Consider the following 20,972-nt stretch of genomic DNA (forward strand, 5'->3'; position numbering starts at 1 on the left):
TTATGAAAAAAACAAAAATTATTCTTCATTTACTATCGTTTTTATTCTTTACATTTTTACTTACTTACTGGATTTTTCTTGATGATAGAAAAACAAATAGCGAGATTTATGCAATACTAGTTATATATTTGCTATTTGCAATAGCTCCGTTGTTAAGTTTAGCCTTGCAATACGAAATAGGAAAGGATAAATATTTTTTTAACAAGTTTACTAGTAATAACATCGAAAATTTTAAAATGAATGACTATCTTCGTGTATCTTTTCTATTGTTCTATAATTTAGGAGTGTATATTGGTGTAAAGCTAAGAAAGAGTTTATTAAATAAAGAGTATAGGAAGACGGATATAAAACACATAGAGACAGTAGATGAAATTATTAGTGGAAAGAGGTTTTTACTCTTTATTTTAATTATTCAATTATTTATAACTACTTTATTATTTAGTGGTTTTTTCTTCATTGAAGGTGCTTGACTCTAACATATACAATATTTGAGATGGTAATTATGCTTTTTTAGAAAAGCCTACATGACCCAAGCACCGATCAGCATATAGAGATACGCCACAGTGAGCGCAATAAACTGCATGTCGAGGTCAACCACCAATAAGGCGTCCTTGACAGCATCTACACCTATGACCCCATGGGACGACTCATCAACCAAAACAGTATCTGGCCCACCTACAAGGTAAAAATTTATGGTCAAAGAAATAAATAATAAATTTAATGTATTAGAAATAATAATATCATTTGTTATTGGTTCAATAATATCTTTGATAATTCATATCAGAAAAACTTATATAGCTGAAAATAAGTTTAATGGACAAACTGATTTTTCATTTGGTTTTACTATTGAGATGACAAAAACGTTTTACAATAATATTTTTACTTCCATGAAATTTTTTATTATATTTCCACCTCTTTGGTTGGTTCTATTGGTTTATATAATAGTTGTATATAAATTAATTAAATCTGATAATGTATTTTTTATTAAAAATAGATTTTTACTACTAGTGATCGTATTTACATTACTACATATAACTATAGATAAAACGTTATCGTTACTCATTATGTAACGCATGATTAATTTGAACTTATAGTCAATCAATAATAAGGTAGATATAACCCATATCATAATACAGTTTGTCTAAATTATTCTCTAGCCACCTTTGTCGTAGAAACTTAGCCTGTACTTATCTTTTCTCGCATTTGAGCACAGATACCACCTTGCGTTCGCGCAAAGTATAGCTTTGCTTGCTCCTCGCTCAGGACTCAGATTAGGGCTGTAATGATTATAGAAGAGAAACTCAATAATTAAACGTGCTTGAGTAATCAAAACAAGCTTTTGAACCAGACATAGGTACTGCATCAATATTGATTTCTGCATGGCTACCTACTTAGGGCATCTACTCTCTGTTAATAACAGTATTTAGAGCAGATAATGCATGAAAAAGCCTGCCTTCTTATAGAGCGTTCATATAGCAAAAGTATAGATCATAAGCTCTTCGAAAAAATAAAAGATGTTAAGTACCTTAATCAAGAGGTTCACAATACACCGATGGTAAAAGTAGCAGAAGGTATTCAAATGAGTATATCGTCGTTTAGTGAAAGTATTAGTATGTCGTTAGAGTGTGTTTGATCATTCACAAGCAAGTGTACATATCAGTATTTATTTTTTATCATCTGATGTGCTATTATCGTTTAACGAATTATCGTGGGTTTAACAGTTTTGTCATTGCCATCCATAGCGACAGTCTGATGGCGGCGTGACAAACCTTGCAACTTCCAGCACGATGTAAAACAACTCTGGTAAAGCGCGTGAGCCTGTACTCCGACATCCTCATTTGTGCCTAATTTATACTTTTTTGTCGGAGTGATAGGAGTCGAAGGTGTTCAATCTCATGAGTTACGTTACCAACCAATCAAAATATACCCGTCGTTATTATCCACATCATCTGTTAGCGCAGTATGTAATCAATCAAATAGACACGCTTCAGCTGTGTTCGCAAGATGTTATCAAAAAAATGGGGTATCCACTAAAGCATACTATTCCTGCCTGTGAGCGCCTGCGCCATGTATTGTCAAGCAGATTTCTCGGGCTTGATGGCAGCTATATAGATAAGTACTTTACCGCTGATGAATTTTTATCCAAGCTATTTGAAGTGATAGACATCCCGTATCAGCCATTTGCAGAAGATATCGCTCAGATTAAACACGACTTAGTGCATTATCCTTATCTACCACCTACCTGCCGCTTACAAGCAGACATTGATTTTGAATTCAGTGGCGCAAACTGGATATCTCATGGCAATGTTTTACGATTGGCTCATATACTTCTGCCTGATAATTTTGTCAAATTAAATGAGGCAGAGCGTGCGTCAATAGTGGAAGAAGCTATCATTGAGCATTATCAGAAATATGCGGGTGCTTTGCCTTATGAAGGAATGATTAAAGGCTATCGATTGAGTGTTGAGCAAAATAACGAAGTGGTTAAGAGCGTAGCGTATGGACTGCCAAAATCTAGTGATGTTTAAACGTAATGGTTTTTATGAAATAAAAAAGTCCCTATTTATTTGAATAGGGACTTTTTTGGGTCTACATTATCTGCATTATTTAGAGTCAAATAACTCTAAAATGGGTACAAGGCAGCCGACTGCAGATTGTATGAGTAGTACCTCTAAGCAGGGTGACGCCGTAGCGGTTTAGTAGTTCACTGACGATAGGATAGATTATCACTTAAAAGTGATGAGTATAACCAACGGTATAAGTACGTCCTAAACCTTTGTAATCAAACGCTGATTCAGGCGCATAGCTACCATAATATATTTGCGCTTGCTGTCCCCAAACGGTGGTGTAGTTGTAGTGGTCAACTAATTTAGGAGACCAAAGGGAGGTGAGCTACTAGCGCTTTGTAAGCAGGCCAATCAATATCTATCAAAAATTCGTATTCTGGTTGAGCATAAAATAGGTCTGATTAAGCTATTCAAAATCGTGGCTGAACGCTACCGTAATCGACATCAACGTTATGATTTAAGAATGAAATTGTTCGTAGGACTGGTCAATCTCGAGCTTGGTCTATGACTTTTGCAAGAGGTCTAATAACCCAATGACCAAACCGCCAATGATACTTACAATACCAAGTAGTAAGAGAGGAATGGCTAGTATCGTTAGCATCTGTGATTGGCTTTCTTTAACTTCGACAAAATAGCGGCTTAAATCAATATCTGCCATAGGCATGGCGCCTCCTATCATTGCTTGAAATCTTGAGGTGCTTGACCCTGGTACCAGCTTCAACTCGTAATGACCAACTTCCGCCCTAAAAGTGAAAAGCTCAACTCCTCCAGTTTGGAGATTGCTTGAGCGCGGAGATAGGATTGAGTGGTATAGCTTAATCTCTTTGCCAGTAGATGTACTTGATATATTAGGTCGAAACTTAGCCAGCGGTGTTTTTTTGAAAAGAGGGCCTTTGTGCCAGATTGCATAAATGCCTGATTTTGAAACAGTGAAGTGGCCTAGATTATCATTGTACGGGAGAGTCAATAATTTAACGCCATTGAATGCATTCTTAAATAATTTTATCGCTTTAAATACAATAAATATGCCGATAAGAATAAGGATGAATAGAAGTATTCTAATGGATAGGATGCTCATTATTCATCTTCCTTAGTGGTATAAACATGCGTAATAAAATGGTTTAACCAATACCAGTACGAGGTGAATTTTGAATAAACACGCATTTATTTATATCATAATAAGTGAGTTGTCTTTCAAAAAAGGTCTCGTTAACCAGAGAAATCGTCCACAAAACCTTTTACGTATACTGATAGCTATTAAATAATAATACGCGACAATATCAGTTTTATTGTACCTTAGCGCGTATCACTACGGTCTGTGTTGCACTGGCATCTAGATGGACCAAGTCCCATTTGAGACCAGAATAGTTTTCTTGCGTGGCTACTGTATTACTCATTGGTTGAATGGTCTGATAGTTTTCACCGTCTGTGGTTGCTAGAGTGGGTAATAGACTATTCAATGATACCAACTGAATGCTATCTGGTAATGACACCAGCACATTAATGTTATTTACTGGCTGATCGGTGCTATTGGTATAAGTGGTATGGTACTCAATGATATCGCCTGAGGTGACATGATTGGTTGGTAGCGCCAACTCCTGTCCTTCTTCATTCTTCAAAATTTTCATGATTTTTGTTTGTGCACTGACCATATCAGGCTTACTAAAAGTTGGGGTCAGTTGAAATGTTTCTAAAGAATTTGATTTCACAGTCTGATCAGTAAACGTTGGCGAGATTACAGATTGATTGAGTGTTGATGGAGTAGTTAATATTTGAGTGGTTGTTGATTCATTCATCACTGGTAATTGAGTAGCAGGTGCGACGGGCAGTACTTGTTTTACGTTATTCAGTGGTGTGGTGATAACTTGAACATTGGTGACAGTTTTGTTCGACTGGTTAGTGACAGGCACGCGAGTAACTGTTGTGCTGCCTTGGGTAATAATCGTGTCATTGATATTTTGACTGACAACATGTTTTGGCGCTGTTGTTGCTTGAATTACACTATCAGAAGTCGGTTTAACCATAGTAGTGTCGCCAATAGCAGTCGTATTACCAGCAGTTTCAGGTACAGCATATGCTGACGATATGGTGAATATGGTGGTTGCTATTATTGCAGATATTGCAGCGGGTTTTGATGTTTTTTGAACAGCCAGTTTTTTTGTAGTGATTGATGTACCGATGTTTAAAATCATAAAATATTCCTTTCATCCAATAGAAAATGGAGCAGTAGTACTTATTTTTAAATATTTAGGATATGTCTTAATATATACTAAGATTTGTGACAGGTATTACATAAAAAACCCCCATTAAATGACACTATCAAGCATGTCAAATAACGAGGGTGCCAGTACTGATAATAGCCAATGCTTATTATTCAGCAATCATTATTTTCGTCAACAGCGCGATAAATCTGCATGATGATATGCTTTAGATTTACGCAATTATGCGCTAAAACGAATTAAGTAGAAAGATAAAATTGTATACAGCTGTTTTGTCTTTTTTTATAGCGTGACTAAAAACAAAGGTTTTTTATCTAAACAGCAATAAATTATAGCTATAAAAACCTGTCTCATTAATCATATATAACTTTCATTACTTCGTATTCAACCACGCCTTTTGGCGTTTCAATACGGGCTTCATCACCTTCAGACTTACCGATAAGACCACGAGCGATTGGCGAGTTGACAGAAATTTTTCCAACTTTGAAATCGGCCTCGTCATCACCAACAATTTTGTACTGTTTTTCTTCTTCGGTATCCATATTTTCGATAATGACACTGACGCCAAATACCACACGGCCTTCTTTTGGTAGGGTGGTAGGATCGATAACTTGTGCACCGCCTAGCTTGGCTTCGATATCACGGATACGCGCTTCGCAGAAACCTTGTTGTTCGCGCGCGGCATGATATTCAGCATTTTCTTTAAGGTCGCCATGTTCACGAGCTTCAGCGATAGACGCTGTGATGCGTGGACGGTCAACACTTTTTAACTGTTTTAATTCGGCTTCTAAAGCCGCATGTCCTTGCGGAGTCATGGGATAACGTTGCATATTTTTTTCCTTAAACCAATAACACCGCACCACCTCATGCCGAGATGGTGCTAGCTTTATTGCAATGGGTATGAGATATAAAAAGTGTGAGGTTCAAACTGCGTAATAAGCAAACGGACAGTCATGTATGAGCGTCTTAGCGCTCAAATGCTACATCTTTAACTTTACGTAATAAAAAGCATAGTCGCAGTTTAGCCACTATGCTTTTGGGGTTTATCTTTTTAAAGGTGTTGTCTATTACGGTTATATAACTGCTCATGCGGAACTTTGCATGAGCAGTTATATTAGCTTGACTGTTATGCTTAATCTACTGAATTTATTCAATCAAGTCAATAGAACTAAGCAATAGTCTTTGCTTGTTCGTGTAAATCTTGTAGCTTGTAAACTTCAAACGGTAAGTTAATTGCATAAGACTTGCAAATAGCATCTGCAGCACCCAATGTTGTGACATAGAATACTTTGCCTTGTAGCGCGCTACGGCGGATAGAGAATGAATCTTCCTGTGCCTGCTTGCCTTCAGTGGTATTGATGATAAGGTCAATACTACCATTTTTCAATGCATCAACGATGTGTGGACGACCTTCAGTAACCTTATTGATTTGCTTACATTCGATACCCGCATCGCTCAGTATTTTTTGCGTACCAGTCGTAGATACAATGTCAAAACCAAAGTCAGCAAGCTGGCGAGCGATAGGTACAATTTGCTCTTTGTCGCTATCACGTACTGAGATAAAGGCTGTCTTGTTTTCACCTTCAGTTGGTAGGCCTGGCAAGCGTTCGTTGCTACCGATGATGGCTTTGTAGAATGCCTCGCCAAAGGTTTTACCAACACCCATGACTTCACCCGTTGATTTCATCTCGGGACTCAAGATTGGATCGACACCAGGAAATTTAGCAAACGGGAAGACCGCTTCTTTAACTGCATAGAAGGCAGGCACAATTTCAGTGGTAAACTTTTGGTCCTTAAGCGAGGTGCCAGCCATACAGCGAGCTGCAACCTGCGCTAACGATGTACCAATGCACTTAGAAACAAATGGTACGGTACGTGCGGCACGTGGGTTTACTTCTAGGATATATACCGTTTCACCTTTTACGGCAAACTGTACGTTCATTAGGCCGATCACACCGAGCTCTTTTGCCATAGCAATGGTTTGTGCACGCATCACATCACATAGTTCTTTAGATAATGAGTAAGGTGGTAGTGAACATGCGGAGTCACCAGAGTGAACACCCGCTTGTTCGATATGCTGCATGATACCGCCGATGACGACATCAGTACCATCACAGACACAGTCAACATCGACTTCGATGGCATCATCTAAGAAGCGATCTAGCAGCACTGGCGCTTCGTTCGATGCTTGTACAGCAGTGCGCAGATAATGTCTTAGCTCGTCTTCGTTATAGACGATTTCCATCGCGCGGCCGCCGAGTACATAAGATGGGCGTACAACCAATGGGTAGCCCACATCTTTTGCTTTCACTAAGCCGTCTTCTAAGCTTGTTGCTAGCGCGTTTGATGGTTGAGTCAGATCAAGCTGTTGAATCATGTGCTGGAAGCGCTCACGGTCTTCAGCACGGTCGATAGCATCAGGGCTAGTACCGATGATTTTTACACCAGCAGATTCTAATGCGCGAGCTAGTTTTAATGGTGTTTGACCACCGAACTGTACAATAACACCATCAGGGTTTTCGATACGGACGATTTCTAGTACGTCCTCTAACGTGATTGGCTCAAAATACAGACGGTCTGAGGTATCATAGTCAGTTGAAACCGTTTCTGGGTTACAGTTGACCATGATGGTTTCGTAGCCATCTGCACGCATTGCAAGCGCTGCGTGTACACAGCAATAGTCAAATTCGATACCTTGACCGATACGGTTAGGACCGCCACCGATAACCATGATTTTCTTGTTATTGGTTGGATTGGCTTCACATTCGCTATCGTACGTTGAATACATATAAGCGGTACTGGTAGCAAACTCTGCCGCACAGGTATCTACACGTTTATAGACTGGATAGATATTTAAATCCCAACGTTTTTTGCGTAACTGCTTTTGTGATACACCAAGCAATTTAGCCAAACGCAGGTCTGATAAGCCTTTACGCTTGAAACTGCGCAAATTCTTTTCCGTTAATTCACCAAAACCTAATGCTTTAACGTTTGCTTCGGTTTTTACGATGTCTTCGATTTGTACCAAGAACCATGGATCGATTTTGGTAAAGTTAAATACTTCGTCGACGCTCATACCGACGCGGAATGCATCAGCGATGTAGTAGATGCGCTCAGGAGTAGGAATCGTTAAACGATTGATAATCTCACTACGGGCCTTATCAGCACTGAGCTTACCGTCTTTAATAGCGGCAAAGTCGATTTGCTCATCAAAACCATCATTGCCTGTTTCCATACCGCGCAATGCTTTTTGCATAGACTCTTGGAAATTACGACCAATAGCCATGACTTCACCGACGGCTTTCATCTGCGTCGATAGGATGTTATCAGCTTGTGGGAATTTTTCGAAGTTAAATCTTGGTATCTTGGTCACAACATAATCAAGTGCCGGCTCAAAGCTGGCTGGGGTTCTACCGCCAGTGATGTCGTTTTGTAATTCATCTAGCGTGTAACCGATGGCCAGTTTTGCTGCAATTTTGGCAATTGGGAAGCCAGTGGCTTTTGAGGCGAGGGCAGATGAACGCGATACACGTGGGTTCATCTCAATCACAACCATACGGCCGGTGTCTGGGTTGATACCGAACTGTACGTTTGAGCCGCCCGTTTCTACACCAATCTCACGCAATACTGCCAATGAGGCATTACGCATGATTTGGTATTCTTTGTCCGTTAGCGTTTGTGCTGGTGCTACTGTGATAGAGTCACCTGTGTGTACGCCCATTGGGTCAAAGTTTTCGATGGCACAGATGATGATGCAGTTGTCGTTTTTGTCACGAACGACTTCCATCTCGTACTCTTTCCAACCAATCAATGACTCATCGATAAGCAATTGATGGTTTGGTGATAAGTCAAAACCACGTTCACAGATTTCGATAAACTCATCGCGGTTATAGGCGATACCACCACCTGAACCACCCATCGTAAATGATGGACGAATGATACATGGATATCCCATTTTTTCTTGGGTGGCAAACGCTTCTTCCATGGTTTCAGCCGTTTCAGCGCGTGGGCACTCTAGGCCGATACGCTTCATGGCTTGGTCAAACAGCTCGCGATCTTCAGCCATCTCGATTGAGTCTTTGGTTGCCCCAATCAGCTCGCACTCGTACTTGGTTAATATGCCATGCTTATCCAAATCTAGCGCACAGTTCAGCGCAGTCTGTCCGCCCATCGTTGGCAAGATTGCATCGGGACGCTCTTTGGCAATGATTTGCTCAACCGTCTGCCACGTAATCGGCTCAATATAGGTGGCATCAGCCATGACAGGGTCGGTCATGATGGTAGCAGGATTTGAGTTGACCAAGATGACGCGGTAACCTTCTTCTTTTAATGCTTTACAGGCTTGTGCGCCTGAGTAGTCAAACTCACAGGCTTGACCGATGACGATAGGGCCTGCGCCAATGATAAGAATGCTTTTTATATCGGTACGTTTTGGCATAATGTTGTTAAGTCCTATTTTGGCGGTTTGGGATTTTTGCGTTGAAGTCGTAGGTAAAAAGTAATCACACTATCTTATAGTGTTTATTTTAAATAATTTCCTGCACATAGCAGATTGTCGTTATAAAGGAAAGAAAACATAATTACTGAAAATTTTTTATTATTGTCCATAGTCATAACCACTAACGCTTGAGCAAGAAAAATTTTTTCACTATTCATAAAATCATTGTAAGCAGAGGGTAGGTTTTGTTGTTGTAATCACCCATAAAAATCTGAATCGAGATTATTTATATCATTGTTCTTTATTGCAGAAACCAGCTCATCGATGAAAGAGTAATTTATCATGGTGAATTTACTCCTAGTAATTTCAACAGGAACGAGGCCTACGTAACTATAAACCACGTATTTAGCAAATTTTCACTTTGAACAACACTTTTAAACATTGTTAAGCCGTAACTGTATATTTAAAAAATCTAGATATTTTCTAGTGGCTGAACAACTTCTTAAACAACCCGTCTTTAAATTGATATTTGATCAAACGTGTGGTCATCTCACCGTATATGTATTCTTCTGACTCGATCACAACTGGAAAGCTGATGACTTTGTCCTTAGGATCGTAATGAAAGAACGGCATTTTCATAGGTCCATCTGGAGAATTAGCACTATAACCAAACCCAAGCGTATTTGTAGTTTGTGAGGAAGTCTGAATAAGATTAGGATATAACAGCTTATCGTCTTCTATTTCGTATAGTGTCAGAGCTTCAGTGTGAGCAATATTTGAATAAATACCGTGCTCAATCAACATATATATAGTGCGTTGCCCTTTATCATTTTTAGGCAATTTAACAGTTTGTAACTCCCAAACTTGCTGATCTATTGCATTGGTTAAAACATGTACTGACTGTTTACCTTGGTATTGAATGAAGCCATTAAAATGATGCATGGTGCCGCCATTGAGTTCATCCCATGATACGGTGCGAAACTTGCCATCTGCTGAGGTCTTAATATTTACCCCAGTAGCACTAGCAAGGTTCAGCTCACAAGACATACTATTAGGTAAACTCATATAGCTTGCAACTGCATCATGAAAGTCAGCTGTCGCTTTTTTGAATAAATTCCAATTATTATCTCCATAATAATTAGAATAATTTTCCATAGACTTATAATGCGCTGCTAAGTCTGTATCAATAGCTGTACATGAATCTGCTACTGCAGCGTGACTAGTAGCCATTGATAAAGCAAAAGTAATAACAGTATAGTTCAAAAAGCGAAATCGTAATTTACTGTTATTACTCTTCATTATTTAAGCCTTTGCCGTTTTAGCCGCTGCAATCATCTCAGCAAACTTATCAAACAATGGCGCGCAGTCGTGTGGACCAGGGCTAGCTTCTGGATGACCTTGGAAGCTAAATACTGGCTTGTTGGTCAGCTCGATACCTTGGTTAGTACCATCGAACAATGAGCGATGGGTAGATTTAACGTTATCAGGTAGCGTGTCTTCATCAACCGCGAAACCATGGTTTTGACTGGTAATCATAACCGTGCCAGCTGCCACATCTTGTACTGGATGGTTGGCACCATGATGGCCCGTTTTCATTTTGATGGTATTTGCACCGCTAGCCAGACCGACCAGCTGATGACCCAAACAGATACCAAAAGTAGGAACATTGGTTTCTTCAATGATGTGACGCACCGCATCGATAGCATAGTCACAAGCAGCAGGATCACCAGGACCGTTTGATAAGAAGATGCCATCTGGGTTTAACGCTAGCACGTCTGCAATAGGCGTTTGGGCTGGTACGACTGTTACGTGACAACCGCGGTCAACGAGCATGCGTAAGATATTGGTTTTGGTCCCGAAGTCATAAGCAACGACATTGTATTTGGCATCGATATGAGTGCCAAGCTGCTTAAAGAATCCGCCCGTGCCGCTATCATGGCTGCCAGCTATATCACGGTTAAGTAGGGTGTCTGATAAGTCCCACGTACCTGCTGTCCATTCGAATTTTTCTTTAGTACAGCATTCTTTTGCCAAGTCCATACCTTCGATACCAGCAAACTCTTGCGCCAGCTTAATGGCTTGTTGCTCATCTTCTGCACTGATGGTATCGCCATTTGATGCTGTCATGATACAACCGTTTTGAGCACCTTTATCACGTAATAAACGAGTTAATTGACGAGTGTCAATCTCAGCGATTGCGACGGTATCATTCTTTTGTAGGTAGTCGCTCAGTGATTCTGAGTTACGGAAGTTTGAGGTAACCATTGTCGCATCACGGATAATAAGACCGTCTGCCCAGACTTGATGACCATTACCAGATTCTGTGTCCTCGCTATTGGTCCCTGTATTACCAATGTGCGGATAGGTGAGGGTCACGAGCTGACGTGCGTAGCTTGGGTCGGTTAATATTTCTTGATACCCTGTCATGGCTGTATTAAATACCACCTCACCGACACGATGACCGAGACTACCGATACTCACACCGCGAAAAATCGTACCGTCTGCTAATGCCAAAATTGCTTGTACTTCTGCCGATGAATTCAAGGGTTGCCTCCGCTGTTATTGGTTAGTGCTATGGTTTTTTATGGTTAAACTTTAAATTTCTATGTCTTAATATTTGCATAAAGAAACAAGAAAATCTAAAATTTTTCCATAAAAAAGCGAGAAGACATTATTGATGGAAACTACAAAACCCACTAGATAGTGAATAGGTAACTTGCATCATGTCCGCTCGCTTAGGCACAGATTTTGCGCATTATATACAATATACGCTAGAATAGCCAGTCGATTTGCTAAGTTGTAGCGCGTAGTTTGCTAATTTTCGATAAATATATAATGTAGTCTGTATTAAACTACAAAGCGCTCATAAACGCATGTTAAGTCATGTCTGATGGCAAGAAATTTTTGTACTAAGAAACAACCTTTATCAAGATGAGCTTTCTACAAGTTGATGCCTATATCTGCATAAAACAGTTTGCGTATAAAAATGCTTTTTTGATTGAGTGCCACTACCGATAATGCTAGATTTTGATAGACAGCTTTGCCACAATAGAGGGCATTATTGACTGATATAGAATGAGGGCTATCTCGTTACCTATCTATAATGAGCAAAAGTCAGAGAATGGCTAAATGTCTATGGTGTTAGCCTCCTTGGATATGTCACTTGTACTCACTTTAGAATTTTTTGATTGTAGTCAGTCTTAAATAACAGAGACACAACCACTTGACACTATTTGGTTGGCATAAAAAACGATAACAAGGAGCAGTTATGATTTATCAATATTTAGACAAGGTGCCTGAGTTTGCTGTACCCTTTAAAGGTTGGGTGGCAGATTCTGCGCAAGTCATTGGTGATGTGTATTTAGGGCATCAAGCCAATATTTGGTTTGGTGCAGTGCTGCGCGGTGACAATGAACGCATTCATATTGGTGACTACAGTAATGTACAAGAAAACAGTGTGATTCATACTGACGCAGGTATCGAAGTAAAAATCGGTAATTATGTCACTATCGGACATTTAGCGATGCTGCACGGCTGTGAGGTTGGTGATAACAGTTTGATTGGTATTGGTGCAGTGATATTGAATAATGCCAAGATTGGCAAAAACTGTATCATTGGTGCCAAAGCGTTGGTCACAGAGGGCAAAGTTATTCCAGATAATTCATTGGTCATGGGCGCACCGGCAAAAGTAGTAAAGACCTTAACCGATGAGCAAGCAGCGATGTTGAAACTTTCGGCGGTGCATTATGCAGAGCGTTGTCAAAAATTCAAAACGGGATTAAAAGAAATCGCAATGCCTGATGAATAGCAACCAGTAGATGTATAGTCAGTCCTAAATAAAAGAGATACAAATATAACCACGCGATACAGAGATACATTTTTCTTGCTTGCTGTGCCTACGCAGACAGAGGCTGCGAAAAATGTAACCCGTATCGCTGTATTTATTTTATAGCGGATCGCCTATAGCACTGAGTGATAAATAAAGATCCGAGGATGAGCGTATAGGATGTCATCCTCTGTATTTTTTATCCTTTATCTATTGCCATGAGAGTAACGTCACATGATAAACATCATAGCGAGCCAGATAATGGCAAAGATAGCGATACCAACGATTAAACCGCGAAAAATATCATGATTGATAGAGGTGTCATCGAGATAAGGGTTATGGTCAGCAGTTTCATCGATATGTAGTGCATTAACGCTCTCGGCCCCTGCGTTTTTACCAACGACTAACCCAATGATTACCCCAAGTACCAACATAAAAGGGGTGAATAACCAAAAAATCTCACCATTACCGATATCAGCTATTGAACGAACGACAACAATGACCACGTCGATAAGCAATCCACCAAAGCCATACATCAAGCCGTTTAAGAGGGCATGAACTAGGCGATCCCAAGGCGATTGATAAGCATCTCCCAACTGACGCTGTCTGATTTCTTTAATCGAGCGAGCAGGGCGATGCACCTTGTTAATTTGTGATCTACTAAATAAGTCGGTTTTGTTATGATACGCTTTCATAAGGTTCTCGGGTTGCTTATTAAGGTCGTGGTATGTCTTATAAAGTAAGCTGAATAAATAATTTAGCACAATTTTGTCTGGCAAACAGTAGACTTCTCAAAATTTACCGAATAAATGTTATATCCAAAAAACCGACTATATTAAAGGCTTTAGCTAAAACACAGTCGATATAACCTTTAATTATAATCAATTCTACTCACTATCAAATTTTTCAAAAAATAATAAGGCTTTACTATGCAACCGTCTACTGTCCAAAACACTCAAAAAGAACTGGCGTTATTTGATTTAGATCACACGTTACTCGATGTCGATAGCGACTATCTATGGGGTGAGTATATCGTCAATAATGGTCTGGTCGATGAGGCACAGTATCGCACGGCCAATCAGAAGTTTTATCAGGATTATATCGAAGGTACACTTGACGCGACAGAGTACAATGAGTTTGTCGCCCAGTTTTTGACTACCTTGCCGTTGGCACGGTTGCATGAGCTGCGTGAGGATTATATTAAGCGTGAAATTGAGCCGCATATTCGGCCAAAAGCGATGGAGGTGTTGTGCCAGCATGTTGAAAAGGGGCATGCTGTAGTGATTATTTCTGCTACTAACGACTTTGTGGTCTCTGCTATTGCCAAACGTTTTGGTATCGACTCCGCCAACGTGTTATCGACGCCGCTCGAGATAGAAAACGAGCGTTATACGGGTAAATTAGCGGACAAGCCCAACTTTAAAGAAGGTAAGATATATCATCTAGACAAGTGGGTGAGTAAGCAGCAATTGGCTGGCGTGACCTTTGAAAAAACGTATGCGTATTCGGATTCTAAAAATGACATTCCGCTACTTGAGTGGGCGGATATCGCTATCTGCGTCTCACCTGATGAGGCGCTGCATGCTCATGCGTTAGCCCATCGTTGGGCAGTAGAGGATTGGTCGATTTAGGCAGCATCTATGCATAGTCAGTAATAACTATGGGTCGCAGCCATTATAGTCAGCAATGAGTATAGGCAATAATTAGCCAACTATTCAGTGTCAATCTCATTTAAAATAGTGGCATATCATTTAGATATTTATTTTTATCAAAAAAGTACAGGAACACTTATGGAAATCAATCCGTATCAAGAAAAAATCAAAGACTTATCTGAGCGTGGGCAGGACTTGCGGAGGTATCTTTGACTTCGACGGTAAGCAAGAACGCTTAGAAGAAGTCAATTTAGAATTAGAAAACCCCGAGCTATGGAACGATCCAGAGCGCGCGACCAAAATTAACAAAGAAAAAAGTCATTTAGATGGTGTCATCGATGTGGTAGTCTCTCTTGAAACCACGCTAGAAGATGCGTCTGCTATGTTAGAGCTGGCAGTAGAAGCAGAAGACGAGTCGTTGCTTGCTGATGTGCAGGGCGAACTTGATAGCGCTGAAGAGCGAGTGGCAGATTTAGAGTTTCGCCGGATGTTCAGTGGTGAGATGGATCCAAACAACTGCTACTTGGATATTCAATCAGGTAGCGGTGGTACTGAGGCGCAAGACTGGGCAGAGATGCTGCTGCGTATGTATACCCGCTGGGCAGAAGCGCATGACTTCAAGGTTGATGTCATTGAAGTATCATCAGGTAGCGTCGCTGGTATCAAGTCAGCCACGATTGAGATCAAAGGCGATTATGCTTTTGGTTGGTTGCGTACCGAGATCGGTGTGCATCGTTTAGTCCGTAAGTCACCATTTGATAGTAATAATGGTCGTCATACCTCATTTGCTGCGGTGTTTGTGTCACCTGAAATTGACGACAATGTCGATATTGATATTAATCCGGCTGATTTGCGTATCGATACTTATCGCTCATCTGGTGCGGGTGGTCAGCATGTGAACACCACAGATTCTGCGGTACGTATCACCCATGAGCCAAGCGGTGTCGTCGTGACTTGTCAGAACGAGCGTAGCCAACATGGTAACAAAGCCACCGCTATGAAAATGCTACGTGCTAAATTGTATGAGCTTGAGATGCAAAAGCGCATGGAAAAACAGCAAGCCGTTGAAGATAATAAGTCTGATGTGGGCTGGGGCAGTCAGATTCGCTCGTACGTGCTCGATGATTCGCGTATCAAAGACTTGCGTACCGGTGTCGAGACCTTTAACACTGGTTCTGTGCTAGATGGTGACCTCGATCAGTTTATCGAAGCCAGTCTAAAAGCAGGATTGTAAAATAAAATAGTAACCAATATTTAATTAAGGAAAATTATGCTAAGCGTTAATAATTATTTTGATGATAAAGTGACTTCTATTGCCTTTCAGACAGCAACTAAGCCTGCGACTGTCGGTGTTATGGAAATTGGTGAGTATGAGTTTGGTACCAGTGAGTTCGAAACCATGAGCGTGGTAAGTGGCGCGTTGACCGTTAAATTACCAGAAGCTAACGAGTGGCAGACTTTTAACGCTAGCGAGCAGTTTACGGTTGAAGCCAATCAAAAATTCCAAGTAAAAGTAGCAGTAGAAACCGCTTACTTATGTGTCTATGGTAAATAATATTTAAGATTTTTTAATCTAAAATGGTCTGAATAAGAAAACGCCAAGCATCCAATGCTTGGCGTTTTTATTTGGTTCATTTATTACTTGCTCATTCATGTTTAATCATAAGAGAGAAGAGATAAGTCATAAGTTTTTACGATACTGCACCATATTAGTTTGAGTGGCAATGGTGTCATACAGGTTGCGCGCGGTTGTATTGCCTTCTTGCGTTGTCCAATACACACGGTTGCAGTTTTGCTGGCGGGCAAAGTCATATACTTGTTCAATTAATGCGCGCCCGACACCTTGTCCACGAACAGACTCATTAACGTATAGGTCTTCTAAATAACAACATTCCGTGGTATCCCATGTATTGGGATGCAGCACCACATGGGTGATACCTATCAACGTAGTATCCTGCCATGCGGCAAAACCATAAATAGCCACGTTGCTATCTAGTAAGTTGCGCCATGTAGTATCAGTTGTGCTCATGGGCAAACTGGTCTCATAGAATGTCAAATAACGTTGCCACAAATCTAACCAGTTAGCGTAATCAGCATTGGACAACGGAGTGATTATTATAGAAGGGTTTTTCATAATGCTTTACTCAGATCGATTAATGAATAGGGTTATCAATGATGACTTAATAACTCATCATTGATAACCCTGCCATCCGCTCAATTTTACAGAGCCTTACACATTCTCTGCGCCAAGCAAACAGTAAAAATAGCCGTCATTAATTATGCTAAAACGACTAGTTTATAAGACGGATAATTTTATGGTTCAGGCAAATCATCAGACAGATACAGACATAGATGCATGCCATGACTACGAACATTTGGCTCGTTTGGCGAATTTGCGTTATGTTAGCGATGATGAGCCTGGGTTTACGCGTCGGCGCTGGGGTCGCGGCTTTACTTACAAAGATGCCGCTGGCAAGACGGTGAAAGATAGGGCGCTGCGCAAGCGTTTTGATGCGTTGGTTATACCACCGATGTGGTCAGAGGTGTGGATATGTCAAGATGAAAAAGGGCATCTGCAATCGACAGGGCGTGATGACAAGTCGCGCAAGCAATATCTGTATCATCCAGAATGGAATCGCGTACGTGATCGGGCCAAATTCGATGCGATGATTGGCTTTGCCGAGGCGCTGCCCACTCTACGCGCTCAGGTTGAGGTGGATTTGGAGGCTGCGTCATTGTCACGCGCTAATGTTCTCGCAGCGGTGATTAGGTTGTTAGAAACCACATTAATCCGTGTGGGTAATAGTCGTTATGCCAAGCTAAATAAAAGCTATGGTCTGAGTACTCTTAGAAGTAAACACGTGAGCGAAACGGACAATGGACTGGCGTTTGATTTTGTCGGAAAAAGTGCTAAAGAGCATCATATTGAGCTGCAAGATGAGCGCCTGATAGACATTGTACAGGCTTGTTCTGAGTTACCGGGTTATCAGATTTTTAAATATTTGGACGAAGACGGTCATAAGCAAGTCGTCGATAGTGCCGATATCAATGATTATATACGCACTCATATGTGTGATGGCAATAGCAATATTTATAGTGCCAAGGATTTTCGCACATGGATGGCCAGTGTGCTTGCCGCAAGCTACTTATATGATGAGCTACAAACGATGGCTGGAAAAGACACATTAGCCACTGAGCCTAAAAGCGCCGAGCGCCAGCAGTTGGTTGTCGATATGGTAAAAAATGTGGCAAAAGAGCTAGGCAACACGCCAACAGTTTGCCGCGCCTCTTATATTCATCCAATTATTATTGAGCGGTTTTTGGCAGGGCAATTTTTTAATAGCTACAAAAAATACCGTCGCGGGCGCACTAAAGAGCATCAAAGTTGTGAAGAAAAAGCACTGCTTGGTTTTCTTAGTATTTAGATGGAGCTAGTTATAAGACATAAATTACTGATTTATAAAAATGATACGTTATGTATTGAAATAAAATTAAAAATGCGTTACTAATAAGACATGATAAATACGAAGATATTAAATGGTCTACAGGATGGGACCGTTTTACAATCATAAACACCATTTTACCTGTTATTGCTAAAGGATTAGCTTATGAACACTACCTTTCAAACTCCTACGATTATTGACGTAGGCGCGACCAGCGCACCAAAAAACTATACCGATTACTATAACAATTTTGATATGGAATCGCTGCTGTCAGAAATATTTGGCAAGCATATCGATGATCGATTAAACGCTTATATGGCATGCTGTGGTCGTCACGTACGTGATGGTCGCGGCGATAACATCGCGCTGGTGCATGAAGATACTACCAGCAAGGTGACTCGTATGAGCTTTGCTGAGCTAGATATAGCGAGTGCGCAAGTCGCTAATTTATTACTGTCTTATGGCGTACAGGTTGGTGACCAAGTTGCAACCATGTTACCACGCACACCTGAGTTGCTCATCGTTGTATTAGCAACGTGGCGTATTGGCGCAGTTTATCAACCGTTATTTACTGCCTTTGGTTATGATTCGCTTAAATATCGAATGGACAAAGCGAATACCAAAGTTGTTTTTACCAATCAAGAAAACCGTGACAAGTTTGAAGATTTGGCTGAGCAAACCAAAATGGTATTGGTGGGTAGCGCTGTGGATTCTCAGACTTGGGGTGATGAGCATTATGCTGAATCAATGTCAGCGCAGTCAAAAACTTTAGAACCTGTGTCGCTTAATACCGATGCACCATTCTTGCAAATGTTTACCTCTGGTACGGTAGGTAAGTCAAAAGGTGTCAGCGTGCCGTTAGCGGCATTGTCTGCTTTTTATTTATATATGCGCTACGCCATCGACCTACGCGAAGATGATCAATATTGGAACATGGCAGATCCAGGTTGGGCATATGGCTTGTACTATGCTATCACAGGGCCTTTACTACTGGGCATCACGACTTATTTTAATGAAGCGGGGTTTGACGCGATTAATACGCGTGACTTTATGGTTCGCCATCAGATTACCAATTCGGCCTCTTCACCAACAGCCTTTCGCATGATGAAATCTAGCGGTGTATTTGAGGACGATCGTGACGATATCACCAGCAAGCTGTCTTTACGTTGTGCCAATTCGGCAGGCGAGACATTGAATACAGAAGTTGTCAACTGGGTTGAAACCTATCTAGAGTGTCAAGTAAAAGACCAATATGGACAAACAGAAACTGGTATGACTTGCTGCGCACATCATGCATTAGCACATGAGTGCCCTAATGGATCAATGGGTATGGCGCTACCAGGGCATACACTAGTGGTATTAGATGATGATATGAATGTATTGCCTGATGGTGAACAAGGGCAGTTAGCAGTCGTTGTCAGTCAGTCACCTGCGTTTTATTTCCGCGGTTATAGTTGGAATGAAAAACAAGCCTTTGTAGGTGACTACTATTTGACAGGTGATGTGGTCGAGCGCCACAGTGATGGCAGTTATTGGTTTTCAGGGCGTGATGATGACATCATCATTACTGCAGGTTATCGCGTCGGACCTACCGATGTCGAAAACACGGTACTCGAACACGCAGCAGTCGCAGAGTCGGCAGCGGTAGGTGTACCAGATAAAGTGCGTGGTCATACTATCAAGTCTTATGTGGTGCTAAAAGACGGCATCATTGGTAATGATGATACTACCAAAGAAATACAAGAACTGGTACGCAAACGTCTATCTACTCATGCTTATCCGCGCGAGGTCGAGTTTGTAACAGAGTTACCAAAAACGCCTAGTGGAAAAATTCAGCGCTTCTTGTTACGTAGTTTGTCATTGGCTTAGTGGCAACAGTGTTCACAATAGCTTTTAGCAACTGGGTTGAAGATTAAGTATCAATGCGTCAACTTTTTAAGAAAATGCTCAATAAAAATACTCATTAAAGGAATAATTATGCAAATTGAAAAACACAGCTTTTTAGTTACTGGTGGTGCGTCAGGTCTGGGAGAGTCAGTAGCTCGCGCTATCGTCGATCAAGGTGGCAATGTCGTCATCGCTGATCTAAACGAGTCAGCAGGACAGTCATTGGTCACTGAGTTGGGTGATAGGGCACGTTTTGTACGTTGTGATGTCACCAGTGGTGATGAAGTGCAAGCAGCTGTTGAGTTGGCAGAAAAAGCGTTCGGTGGTTTGCAGGGATCGATCAACTGTGCAGGTATTGCTGTCGTACAGAAACTGCTCGATCGTGATAACAACCCTGCTGATCTTGAGTCATTCAGTCGCGGTGTTAATATCAACCTTGTCGGCTCGTTTAACGTTGCGCGTTTGGTCGCGGCCAGTATTGCTAAGCGCGTAGTCAGTGATAGCAGTGCAAATACCAATGTAGAAAAGAACGCGGATCAAGGTATTATCATTAATACAGCGTCCATCGCTGCTTTTGATGGGCAAGTCGGGCAAGCCAGTTATTCATCATCTAAGGCAGGTGTGGTCGGTTTGACCTTACCGTTAGCACGTGAGCTGGCTCGTCATGGTATTCGCGTGATGACGATCGCACCTGGAGTGTTTGCCACACCGATGATGGACAGTATTCCTGAAAAAGCGCGCGGGCAGTTAGAGGCAGGTGTTCCTTATCCTAAGCGTTTGGGCAATCCAAATGAATTTGCCAAACTTGCCCTCCATATTATCGATAACGCTTATCTCAATGGCGAAGTCATCCGCTTAGATGGTGCAATTCGTATGGTGTAGTGATCTGTATTCAATGACATAGTGAGTGTGATTTTTCATATACTTTACACATTAGCAA

17 protein-coding genes and 1 pseudogene are annotated in these 20,972 nt (G+C 41.0%); 10 read left to right on the forward strand and 8 right to left on the reverse strand.

The window, feature by feature from the left end:
- Nucleotides 1-2 precede the first annotated feature (2 nt).
- The 3 genes and pseudogenes from ACT3QP_RS05465 to ACT3QP_RS05475 form a co-directional block, all read left to right on the forward strand.
- Nucleotides 3-470 carry a hypothetical protein gene (locus ACT3QP_RS05465; protein WP_444524749.1) on the forward strand — a complete coding sequence of 156 codons (468 nt, stop codon included), beginning with the start codon at nt 3-5 and terminating at the stop codon, nt 468-470.
- Nucleotides 471-1,895: 1,425 nt separating this feature from the next.
- Nucleotides 1,896-2,528: a hypothetical protein gene (locus ACT3QP_RS05470; protein WP_444524750.1), complete on the forward strand. Its 633-nt coding sequence runs from the start codon at nt 1,896-1,898 to the stop codon at nt 2,526-2,528.
- 364 nt (nt 2,529-2,892) lie between these two features.
- Nucleotides 2,893-3,075 (forward strand): annotated as a pseudogene (locus ACT3QP_RS05475) (transposase family protein); the annotation flags it as partial.
- Here the strand turns inward: ACT3QP_RS05475 and ACT3QP_RS05480 are convergent.
- From ACT3QP_RS05480 to carA, 6 genes are all read right to left on the reverse strand, one after another.
- Entirely contained in the window at nt 3,070-3,645 is a 576-nt protein-coding gene (locus ACT3QP_RS05480) for a hypothetical protein (RefSeq protein WP_444524751.1), read from the reverse strand. The pseudogene ACT3QP_RS05475 and the gene ACT3QP_RS05480 sit on opposite strands and share 6 nt — an antisense overlap.
- A 208-nt stretch (nt 3,646-3,853) precedes the next feature.
- The gene (locus ACT3QP_RS05485; protein WP_444524752.1) at nt 3,854-4,759 is read right to left on the reverse strand and encodes a hypothetical protein; all 906 of its coding nucleotides are present in this window, start codon (nt 4,757-4,759) and stop codon (nt 3,854-3,856) included.
- A 380-nt stretch (nt 4,760-5,139) separates the two neighbouring features.
- A complete protein-coding gene (gene greA, locus ACT3QP_RS05490; protein ID WP_192520232.1) occupies nt 5,140-5,616 on the reverse strand; it encodes a transcription elongation factor GreA in 477 nt (158 codons plus the stop codon).
- Nucleotides 5,617-5,954: 338 nt separating this feature from the next.
- The gene (gene carB / locus ACT3QP_RS05495) at nt 5,955-9,224 is read right to left on the reverse strand and encodes a carbamoyl-phosphate synthase large subunit (RefSeq protein WP_444524753.1); all 3,270 of its coding nucleotides are present in this window, start codon (nt 9,222-9,224) and stop codon (nt 5,955-5,957) included.
- A 483-nt stretch (nt 9,225-9,707) separates the two neighbouring features.
- Nucleotides 9,708-10,523: a hypothetical protein gene (locus ACT3QP_RS05500; RefSeq protein ID WP_444524754.1), complete on the reverse strand. Its 816-nt coding sequence runs from the start codon at nt 10,521-10,523 to the stop codon at nt 9,708-9,710.
- A 3-nt stretch (nt 10,524-10,526) separates the two neighbouring features.
- Nucleotides 10,527-11,768, reverse strand: coding sequence for a glutamine-hydrolyzing carbamoyl-phosphate synthase small subunit (carA, locus tag ACT3QP_RS05505; protein ID WP_444524755.1), 1,242 nt, complete (start codon nt 11,766-11,768; stop codon nt 10,527-10,529).
- Between the two features lie 724 nt (nt 11,769-12,492).
- Between carA and ACT3QP_RS05510 the strand changes: the two genes are divergently transcribed.
- Nucleotides 12,493-13,032 (forward strand): gamma carbonic anhydrase family protein, encoded by a 540-nt coding sequence (locus tag ACT3QP_RS05510; protein WP_444524756.1) that lies wholly within the window; start codon nt 12,493-12,495, stop codon nt 13,030-13,032.
- Nucleotides 13,033-13,280: 248 nt separating this feature from the next.
- Here ACT3QP_RS05510 and ACT3QP_RS05515 read toward each other — a convergent pair whose 3' ends face one another.
- The gene (locus ACT3QP_RS05515) at nt 13,281-13,745 is read right to left on the reverse strand and encodes a hypothetical protein (RefSeq protein WP_444524757.1); all 465 of its coding nucleotides are present in this window, start codon (nt 13,743-13,745) and stop codon (nt 13,281-13,283) included.
- A 234-nt stretch (nt 13,746-13,979) separates the two neighbouring features.
- Here ACT3QP_RS05515 and ACT3QP_RS05520 point away from each other — a divergent pair, with 234 nt between their 5' ends.
- The 3 genes from ACT3QP_RS05520 (at nt 13,980) to ppnP (ending at nt 16,257) form a co-directional block, all read left to right on the forward strand.
- Entirely contained in the window at nt 13,980-14,681 is a 702-nt protein-coding gene (locus tag ACT3QP_RS05520; RefSeq protein ID WP_444524758.1) for an HAD family hydrolase, read from the forward strand.
- Between the two features lie 159 nt (nt 14,682-14,840).
- A protein-coding gene (gene prfB / locus ACT3QP_RS05525; protein WP_192520602.1) for a peptide chain release factor 2 occupies nt 14,841-15,936 on the forward strand; the annotation gives its coding sequence in 2 pieces (ribosomal slippage) (nt 14,841-14,912 and nt 14,914-15,936; 1,095 coding nt in all).
- 36 nt (nt 15,937-15,972) lie between these two features.
- Nucleotides 15,973-16,257, forward strand: coding sequence for a pyrimidine/purine nucleoside phosphorylase (gene ppnP / locus ACT3QP_RS05530; protein WP_444524759.1), 285 nt, complete (start codon nt 15,973-15,975; stop codon nt 16,255-16,257).
- A gap of 126 nt (nt 16,258-16,383) precedes the next feature.
- Here the strand turns inward: ppnP and ACT3QP_RS05535 are convergent, their stop codons facing one another.
- Nucleotides 16,384-16,836, reverse strand: coding sequence for a GNAT family N-acetyltransferase (locus ACT3QP_RS05535; RefSeq protein ID WP_444524760.1), 453 nt, complete (start codon nt 16,834-16,836; stop codon nt 16,384-16,386).
- 181 nt (nt 16,837-17,017) lie between these two features.
- Between ACT3QP_RS05535 and ACT3QP_RS05540 the strand changes: the two genes are divergently transcribed.
- The 3 genes from ACT3QP_RS05540 (at nt 17,018) to ACT3QP_RS05550 (ending at nt 20,914) form a co-directional block, all read left to right on the forward strand.
- Complete coding sequence (locus tag ACT3QP_RS05540; RefSeq protein ID WP_444524761.1) at nt 17,018-18,127, forward strand: DNA topoisomerase IB; 1,110 nt, start codon at nt 17,018-17,020, stop codon at nt 18,125-18,127.
- Nucleotides 18,128-18,310: 183 nt separating this feature from the next.
- Nucleotides 18,311-20,014 carry an AMP-binding protein gene (locus tag ACT3QP_RS05545; protein ID WP_444524762.1) on the forward strand — a complete coding sequence of 568 codons (1,704 nt, stop codon included), beginning with the start codon at nt 18,311-18,313 and terminating at the stop codon, nt 20,012-20,014.
- Nucleotides 20,015-20,122: 108 nt separating this feature from the next.
- Nucleotides 20,123-20,914 carry an SDR family NAD(P)-dependent oxidoreductase gene (locus ACT3QP_RS05550; RefSeq protein ID WP_444524763.1) on the forward strand — a complete coding sequence of 264 codons (792 nt, stop codon included), beginning with the start codon at nt 20,123-20,125 and terminating at the stop codon, nt 20,912-20,914.
- Nucleotides 20,915-20,972 lie beyond the last annotated feature (58 nt).

The organism is Psychrobacter sp. AOP7-B1-24 (genome assembly GCF_052376215.1).
Lineage (GTDB): Bacteria > Pseudomonadota > Gammaproteobacteria > Pseudomonadales > Moraxellaceae > Psychrobacter.

What these genes read in the sequence shown, in the direction of transcription:
- ACT3QP_RS05520 (WP_444524758.1), top strand. Translation starts at nt 13,980, where the DNA reads ATGCAACCGTCTACTGTCCAAAACACTCAAAAAGAACTGGCGTTATTT.
- ACT3QP_RS05510 (WP_444524756.1), top strand. Translation starts at nt 12,493, where the DNA reads ATGATTTATCAATATTTAGACAAGGTGCCTGAGTTTGCTGTACCCTTT.
- carB (WP_444524753.1), bottom strand. Translation starts at nt 9,224, where the DNA reads ATGCCAAAACGTACCGATATAAAAAGCATTCTTATCATTGGCGCAGGC.
- ACT3QP_RS05540 (WP_444524761.1), top strand. Translation starts at nt 17,018, where the DNA reads ATGGTTCAGGCAAATCATCAGACAGATACAGACATAGATGCATGCCAT.
- ACT3QP_RS05480 (WP_444524751.1), bottom strand. Translation starts at nt 3,645, where the DNA reads ATGAGCATCCTATCCATTAGAATACTTCTATTCATCCTTATTCTTATC.
- greA (WP_192520232.1), bottom strand. Translation starts at nt 5,616, where the DNA reads ATGCAACGTTATCCCATGACTCCGCAAGGACATGCGGCTTTAGAAGCC.
- ppnP (WP_444524759.1), top strand. Translation starts at nt 15,973, where the DNA reads ATGCTAAGCGTTAATAATTATTTTGATGATAAAGTGACTTCTATTGCC.
- ACT3QP_RS05465 (WP_444524749.1), top strand. Translation starts at nt 3, where the DNA reads ATGAAAAAAACAAAAATTATTCTTCATTTACTATCGTTTTTATTCTTT.
- ACT3QP_RS05500 (WP_444524754.1), bottom strand. Translation starts at nt 10,523, where the DNA reads ATGAAGAGTAATAACAGTAAATTACGATTTCGCTTTTTGAACTATACT.
- ACT3QP_RS05545 (WP_444524762.1), top strand. Translation starts at nt 18,311, where the DNA reads ATGAACACTACCTTTCAAACTCCTACGATTATTGACGTAGGCGCGACC.
- ACT3QP_RS05470 (WP_444524750.1), top strand. Translation starts at nt 1,896, where the DNA reads ATGAGTTACGTTACCAACCAATCAAAATATACCCGTCGTTATTATCCA.
- ACT3QP_RS05485 (WP_444524752.1), bottom strand. Translation starts at nt 4,759, where the DNA reads ATGATTTTAAACATCGGTACATCAATCACTACAAAAAAACTGGCTGTT.
- ACT3QP_RS05535 (WP_444524760.1), bottom strand. Translation starts at nt 16,836, where the DNA reads ATGAAAAACCCTTCTATAATAATCACTCCGTTGTCCAATGCTGATTAC.
- ACT3QP_RS05550 (WP_444524763.1), top strand. Translation starts at nt 20,123, where the DNA reads ATGCAAATTGAAAAACACAGCTTTTTAGTTACTGGTGGTGCGTCAGGT.
- ACT3QP_RS05515 (WP_444524757.1), bottom strand. Translation starts at nt 13,745, where the DNA reads ATGAAAGCGTATCATAACAAAACCGACTTATTTAGTAGATCACAAATT.